At 36.4% G+C, this 6,802-nt stretch carries 9 protein-coding genes; 5 read left to right on the forward strand and 4 right to left on the reverse strand.

The window, feature by feature from the left end:
- From AC1DG9_RS20785 to AC1DG9_RS20795, 3 genes are all read left to right on the forward strand, one after another.
- Nucleotides 1-941: RagB/SusD family nutrient uptake outer membrane protein (locus tag AC1DG9_RS20785; protein ID WP_477635170.1), on the forward strand; the 941-nt coding region annotated here is incomplete at its 5' end.
- Between the two features lie 23 nt (nucleotides 942-964).
- A complete protein-coding gene (locus tag AC1DG9_RS20790; protein ID WP_172660707.1) occupies nucleotides 965-1,624 on the forward strand; it encodes a fasciclin domain-containing protein in 660 nt (219 codons plus the stop codon).
- 27 nt (nucleotides 1,625-1,651) lie between these two features.
- Nucleotides 1,652-2,638: a DUF5007 domain-containing protein gene (locus AC1DG9_RS20795; protein WP_172660706.1), complete on the forward strand. Its 987-nt coding sequence runs from the start codon at nucleotides 1,652-1,654 to the stop codon at nucleotides 2,636-2,638.
- Between the two features lie 68 nt (nucleotides 2,639-2,706).
- Here the strand turns inward: AC1DG9_RS20795 and AC1DG9_RS20800 are convergent, their stop codons facing one another.
- Nucleotides 2,707-3,726: an acyl-CoA reductase gene (locus tag AC1DG9_RS20800; RefSeq protein WP_172660705.1), complete on the reverse strand. Its 1,020-nt coding sequence runs from the start codon at nucleotides 3,724-3,726 to the stop codon at nucleotides 2,707-2,709.
- A 77-nt stretch (nucleotides 3,727-3,803) separates the two neighbouring features.
- On the opposite strand from AC1DG9_RS20800, the gene AC1DG9_RS20805 reads away from it, so the two are divergent.
- On the forward strand, nucleotides 3,804-4,154 hold the full coding sequence (locus AC1DG9_RS20805; protein WP_048904300.1) for a 4Fe-4S dicluster domain-containing protein: 351 nt from the start codon (nucleotides 3,804-3,806) through the stop codon (nucleotides 4,152-4,154).
- Between the two features lie 55 nt (nucleotides 4,155-4,209).
- On the opposite strand, the gene AC1DG9_RS20810 is transcribed toward AC1DG9_RS20805, so the two are convergent.
- Nucleotides 4,210-4,665, reverse strand: a complete 456-nt coding sequence (locus AC1DG9_RS20810) for a universal stress protein (protein ID WP_172660704.1) — start codon at nucleotides 4,663-4,665, stop codon at nucleotides 4,210-4,212.
- A gap of 82 nt (nucleotides 4,666-4,747) precedes the next feature.
- On the opposite strand from AC1DG9_RS20810, the gene AC1DG9_RS20815 reads away from it, so the two are divergent.
- Nucleotides 4,748-5,527 carry a C40 family peptidase gene (locus AC1DG9_RS20815; protein ID WP_337715638.1) on the forward strand — a complete coding sequence of 260 codons (780 nt, stop codon included), beginning with the start codon at nucleotides 4,748-4,750 and terminating at the stop codon, nucleotides 5,525-5,527.
- Between the two features lie 25 nt (nucleotides 5,528-5,552).
- Here AC1DG9_RS20815 and AC1DG9_RS20820 read toward each other — a convergent pair whose 3' ends face one another.
- Nucleotides 5,553-6,029, reverse strand: coding sequence for an OsmC family protein (locus AC1DG9_RS20820; RefSeq protein ID WP_477635171.1), 477 nt, complete (start codon nucleotides 6,027-6,029; stop codon nucleotides 5,553-5,555).
- A gap of 57 nt (nucleotides 6,030-6,086) precedes the next feature.
- The coding region (locus AC1DG9_RS20825; protein WP_477635172.1) for a WD40 repeat domain-containing protein at nucleotides 6,087-6,802 on the reverse strand (716 nt) is incomplete at its 5' end.

Below are 6,802 nucleotides of genomic sequence, written 5' to 3' on the forward strand. Positions count from 1 at the left end.
CCTCAGAGGTTACAGTTTTAGATTCTTGTGTTGTGGACATGAATAAAGCAGTTAAACTTTTAAATTGGAAAACCAGTAACGAGGAGATAGTAAGGGCTGATAAAGGTGCTGCTTTTGCGCTAATGGCTCATTTAAATAGATGGAAGTATTTTGTAACTAAAGATGCTGACCAAGGATTATTAAATAATGCGGTTGCAGCAATAGATTCTATAACCGCTTCTGGGAAGTACATGCTGGAGCCAGCTTCAAATTTTGCCAGATTATTTAAAGGTAAATCATCAGAAGGCATCTTTGAGATCAATACAAGTTTCGGTCAGGGCGAGTATCAGGAAAGCGGTTTTTATAATTATACCCTAGGCATTCCTTACATACCAGGACAGTCTAAATCAACCATTTTTGATAGGGAGATGGTTAATGCAATTTTTGCTGATGATTCGGATGCGAGATATAACTATTATTTCGACAGGTCTAAACCTGAAGATATGATTCTCACAAAATACATTGGTAAAAACAAACAGAATTTAACTTTTAAAGATCCTAATGCCCAGACAGGTGCGGTAATAGATTGTAATATCAGCATTTTCCGATTAGCAGAAATGTTGTTGTTAAGGGCAGAGTGTAATGCATTACTAAATAAAGATGGTCAGGCACTCACAGATTTAAATGAAGTTAAAAGAAGGTCTAATCTTGAGAATTATGCCGGAAGTGGAGAAGATCTTAGATATGAAATATTTGATGAGACTTTCCGCGAATTGTTTTGTGAAGGCCATACCTGGTACGATATGGTGCGAAACAAGATGGTGGTTGACTATCTTGATGCTAGTCGCTTCCCTCAATCAAGATACGATGAGGAAGGTTGGAAATGGCCTATTAACAGAGGATTATTTGTTGATAATAAACAATTGACACAAAATAAATACTGGATCGGAAAATTAAGATAACCTGGTCACTTAAATTAAATATCATGAAAATTAAATTATCATACATTTTAACTCTAGTCGCTTTTTGTGTTGCATTTACCGCCTGTAAAAAGAACGACTATATCATCGGAGGCGATTTACATGATCCACATGTAAATATGACGACTTATGATTTTCTTAAAACCAAACCTCTATTTGATACCCTGGTAGTTCTTATTGATAAGGCTGGATTGAAAGATGAAATCAACGGGAATAATACCTTTTTTGCTCCTACAGATTATTCAATTAAAGCACTTCTGGCAAGAAGAACACTAATTATTCAACAGAAGTATCAGGATGAGAATATCAAGTATACGTTGGATAGTTTGCCTGTTCCGGAGCTAAGAGATTCACTAAGATCTCATCTTTTTACCGGTAAGATTAATCGTGAGCAGCTTTCTTTAGAAAATAAAGTTTTCAAGAGTCTGTCTGGCGAGGATTTTTCTATTTTACTAAAACAAGTTGATAGCTATACCGGGCTTGTAACCACTAGACCACAGTATCTTTATCTAACCAAGATCAGGAATGGTCTGGACCCGAATCCAATTCCTGATGATTATCTGGATGAGGACAGGGATATAATAGAGCTGGTTCAGACCTCAGGGATTTTGACTACCAACGGGGTACTCCACGTATTAAATAATACCCACAAATTTTACTGGTAAATCTTTTACTCAATTAAATTGAACGAAATGAAAATTATAAGATATGCACTAATACTAATTGTATGCGCAAGTTTAGCCTGGGTGGGTTGTAAAAAGATCCCTGTAGGTTTTATTGGAGAAACAATGTATTATAAAGACAGCCCCTTTTCAATTGAACAGGGTAATGTAAAAGTAGTAACAAGCTCACTAAATTTAGATGGGTCAACGCTTCCTGTTTTAGTTAAGTTACTGGAAGTAAGAAAAAAAGGAACAAGCCAAAAAGCTGAGGAATTTTATGCAGAACATGAGGTTTATGTTTACAAACAGCCAATTGATCCGGACGTAGATACTACCATTGCGCAGGTAAATGCGAAAAGAGAGAAGAAAATGCTGCCTCCTTTTGAGTTTTTGCCTAGCGGACAATTTCTGTTTAATGCAGGAACCGCATTTTTGCCAGCAAGATCTGAATATGAATTTGACGTAGAGGTAAGTAATGAGAGCGGGACAAAGGTGTTTAAAAACATTGGCGAAATTCATTTTAGAGATCCGGAATTGTTTAAGCCTTATGCAATAGCAGCAAGCTGGTTTAATGATAATGGAGTTGCGACTGACAATGGCGCATTGTCTGCTAATCCAGAAATGATCATTGAAAAAATCAGTGACCAGGGTACAAATGCAATTGTAAAGATTGTGGATCAAAATGGAGTTCCATTTAACCCTAAGACAGGAGAGATCATCAAAAGAGGAGATAGGCCGACGTTTGAATCTTATGCGAAATTTAACCCTGTAACGTATACAGATACTTCGATGGTTTGTAATTTTGAGATTACGCCTTTCCCGATAAAGAGAATTAGCGGATATGGAGATTTTCTAATGTACTACAGAATACCAAGTAAGTTTGCGTCGTTAACTACATTCCCGGCAAATCATCCTCCTGGAACCACATTTAGTATCAATCCAAGATTTGGATTCCAGATTAAGCAACTGGGTACCTATTTAATAACCATTAAATTAAATGGCGTAATACACAAATAATAGGTTGTATCAAAAGCAAAACCCGGCATACTTAATATATCGTTTATATGTTAAGTATGCCGGGTTTTTTATATCGTTTTAAGGAATGCTATGGTATCAACATTATCTGCATAATCCCATAGTTTTGGAACCTGACTTTCTCCGAATGATAATACAGCGGTTTTTAGTTCAAAAGGGATGTTACTTACTACACATTGAATATTTTCTTCTTCTGCCCTTAGCTTAGTTGCAACATCATCGATGTTTTTATAACGCTCATAATACAATACAGCTAATGGCGATGACATTCCTGAATCTTCTTTTAACAATAGGAAACCGTTATCGTAGTGCTCAGCCATATTTACCAGGTAAATAGATTTGTTATAATCGTAATTGTTGTTGTATTTGAAATGATTAATAATTTCTTTGAAATGTTCTATTGGTTCAAAGAACTCTTTGATACTATAATCCTCCGGGATAAATAGTTTAGAAACATTTCTGCAACCTAACCCAAAGTAATCAAATACATCATGACCAAGTGATGCGATTTCAGAAGGCTTTTCTTGTCCGTTTAAGACTGCAACACTATTCCTGTTTTTTCGAATGATATTTGGGACCTTACCAAAATAAAAATCAAAATATCTTGAAGTGTTATTACTGCCGGTAGCAATCACAGCATCAAAATCTTTTAAACGTTCAACATAAACAATATGATCTGCCAGTTGAGGCTCAATAATAATTAGCTGAGCGAGTAGGGCAGGCAGCAATTTATCGTCAGATGATGAGAGCTTAATAAGCGCTATGTTTCCGGTTGCCAAAACAGATAATACATCATGAAAACCTACAAGAGGGATGTTTCCTGCCAATATTAGTCCAACTTTTTTAGGGTTTTTATTAATCGTAATATTTCTGAACCAGGTTTCCAGATCTTGTTGGTTAAGCATTTTATGCAAAGCATTTAATGATCTTTCAACCTCATCTATAGTAAACCAGGCATTGCTGTTTTGAGCCGCTAAAATCAGGTTTTTGAATCCCTGATCGGGATTGGCTATATAGTCACTAAGTTTTTTTAAAGCAATAATTAGTTTTTCCGTAGTAAGGATTGGCATATTTCCAACAATTTTAAAGTTTAAGTGTTATATTTGCAATGCAAAGGTAACCCTTAGCAATAGATTTACACGAAGACATGGCTATTAAAATAACAGACGAATGTATTAACTGCGGAGCATGTGAGCCTGAATGCCCAAATAATGCAATTTACGATGCAGGCACTGCCTGGAGATTTTCTGATGGTACTAACTTAAATGGTATTATCGACTTTGGCGACAAACAAATAGATGCTGAAGCTGCACAGGATGCAGCCTCTGATGAGGTCTATTATATTGTTTCAGATAAGTGTACAGAATGTAAAGGCTTTCATGATGAACCTCAATGTGCTGCGGTTTGTCCGGTAGATTGCTGCGTTGATGACGAGGATGTTCGCGAAACAGAAGAAGAATTATTGGCTAAAAAAGCTTGGTTACACCAAGAGAACTAGTTTTAGCTTTTATAATCAAATTTATACAGGACACCCAAAGGGTGTCCTTTTTTATTTAAGCTTTTTCTTCATACTTGTTTGGAACAATTAAAACGGGACATGCAGATTTTCTAGCTACGTGCTCAGCAACACTTCCCATTAAAAAATGATATAAACCTGTTCGGCCGTAAGTACCAATTACAATAAGATCAGAACCGTACTCATCAGATTGCTGTATAATCCCGTGCGCAGCACTATCAACCACGCTTAAATAGGTGGTAGCTATGCCATGACTAAATTTAGTTTCAATTTCTTTTAATAATAAATGACTGTTTTCTTCACTGTTGTCGTAAGTTTCCAGAAAAACAGGGGCCAGTGTTAAGTCAGGGCTGATGTTCGCAGGCACGGGTTCTATAATGTTGACAAGTGCAACCTCTGCGCCAAACGTCTTCGCTACTTCATAACCAACTTTTGCTGCTTTTTCTGAACAAGTACTATTATCAACAGCAATTAAAATTTTTTTGAGGTTCATCGTCTTATAGATTAAGGTTTATACTATAAAAATAACAAAATAACTGTGCAAAAGTTTACATTTATACCATTGATTTTATGCTATGGAACAATACTATGGAATATGTAGGGTGGCAGTTGCACCCTTAAGATCTGAACCATCAGACAGAGCTGAAATTGCATCTCAATTGCTTTTTGGAGATCATGTGGAGATACTGCAACGAAATGAAAAGTGGTGGCAAGTACGCAATGCTTTCGATGGATATGAGGGTTGGTTAGACTTTAAGCAGTTAACAGAAGTATCGTTAGAAGAGTTCGTAAGTAATCATAGTTGCAAATACCTGGCCCCGGCCGAAATAGGGAATGTAATAACAGATGAGCAGGGCAGTAAATATTATATCTCTCCAGGTAGTAATCTTCCTTCGTTTAATAATGGTTATTGCAGTATAGGCACTGAAAAGTACAAGGTTTTATTTAGTCCAACAGTAGTTCCTCCTTCGGACCAAATCGATGTTATAAATACGGCACTTTTCTTTCAAAACGTTCCTTATTTATGGGGGGGCAAAAATTTGTTTGGAATGGATTGTTCCGGATTTGTGCAGATCGTTTTTAAACTAAACGGGATACAGTTAAACAGAGATGCATGGCAGCAGGCAGAACAAGGTACCACAGTTGATTTTTTGCCTGAAGTTAAACCAGGGGATGTAGCTTTCTTCGATAATGAAGATGGTCGCATTATTCATGTTGGTATTATGTTAAATGCAACTGATATAATTCACGCTTCAGGTAAAGTCAGGATAGATCCAATGGATAATCAGGGTATTTACAATGCTGAATTAGGAAGATATTCTCATAAGCTTAGAATCATTAAGCGATTAACTTAACGATTCTAAGTTAAGCTCGATCAATTTAACCCTTTTCTACTATACATTTAGGGTTGTGGGATACGGGGAAATTGCAAGAATTAGCAATAAAGCACATCTTGTTTGCCTGTTCGTGTAATGAATTCGCTTTTTCTATGTGGTCCTCATTGTTAATTACCACCACAGGGTTTAAAATAACTTCGGTAAAATGACCGCTTCCACTAGGTTCTTCGGCCATTTTTCCTACGGCATTGTCGGTATAATCCAATACTATGATCTCATTTTGAGAGCATAGATGTAAAAACCAAAGCATGTGGCATGATGATAATGATGAAACCAACAAATCTTCTGGATTGTGTTTGGTTTTATCCCCTAAAAATGCCGAATCTGATGATCCCTGGATATCCGCTTTATGGTCTATTGATATGATATAACTTCTTTCGTAAGACCGGTAGTCCATTGTTCCTGAACCTTTATTACCTGTCCATGTTAAACTCGTTTGATATAGATGTTCTTTGGSCATAACTTATACTTAGTAGCCTCCAATTTAAACAAACTTTCCTTAAAAAAATAGTATACTTTAAGAATTAAACTCCCAAACCATTACCTGTCGGTCATCGCCTGTAGAGATCAGGTATTTACCATCTGAACTCCAGATGAGTTTGTTAATAGAATGGAAATGGCCCTCCGTATTTTTTTCTAAACTAAGGATCTTATATAGTTTGAAATCATTGGCTCCCCATAGCTTAATGCTCTTGTCCTGACTGCAGGTAGCAAAATAAGGCTGAGTAGGGTGGAAGGCGATAGTGTATACACTGAACATATGTGCTGCTATGTTATTTGCCAATTCATAGTTTGGTAAGTTCCATACCTTTAATTGTGCATCACGGCCACCCGAAATTAAAGATGCTCCATTCGGAGCATATTGCAATGAAGTGATTGGGAGTTTATGACTGCTCAACTCAATCTTTAAGCTATAATCCAAAGAATTGTAAACTCTGATAATTCCATCTTTACAACCAAAAGCAACTTCTTCTTCTGAATTGCTTATCGCAATGGTACGAACTGTATTGTGTAAAACAGGGAAATTATATAGCAATGAGAAATCACTGAGCGACCATACAGCCACTGTTCCATCTTCTCCGGTACTTAAAAGTTCGTTTTTATAAGCAATGGTTTTTAGATCGAATACTCCCTTTTGGTGATGACTTAAAGTAGCAATGGTTTTCTCAAGCTTTATGTCAAATACAAGAATTAACCCACTTCTTTGTGCTATAAAGAGTAAATCTTTATAAC

Source organism: Pedobacter sp. 05L430, from assembly GCF_056397585.1.

Excerpts from the sequence above, each read along its gene's own strand:
- AC1DG9_RS20790 (WP_172660707.1), top strand. The coding sequence starts at position 965 with ATGAAAATTAAATTATCATACATTTTAACTCTAGTCGCTTTTTGTGTT.
- AC1DG9_RS20795 (WP_172660706.1), top strand. The coding sequence starts at position 1,652 with ATGAAAATTATAAGATATGCACTAATACTAATTGTATGCGCAAGTTTA.
- AC1DG9_RS20800 (WP_172660705.1), bottom strand. The coding sequence starts at position 3,726 with ATGCCAATCCTTACTACGGAAAAACTAATTATTGCTTTAAAAAAACTT.
- AC1DG9_RS20805 (WP_048904300.1), top strand. The coding sequence starts at position 3,804 with ATGGCTATTAAAATAACAGACGAATGTATTAACTGCGGAGCATGTGAG.
- AC1DG9_RS20810 (WP_172660704.1), bottom strand. The coding sequence starts at position 4,665 with ATGAACCTCAAAAAAATTTTAATTGCTGTTGATAATAGTACTTGTTCA.
- AC1DG9_RS20815 (WP_337715638.1), top strand. The coding sequence starts at position 4,748 with ATGGAACAATACTATGGAATATGTAGGGTGGCAGTTGCACCCTTAAGA.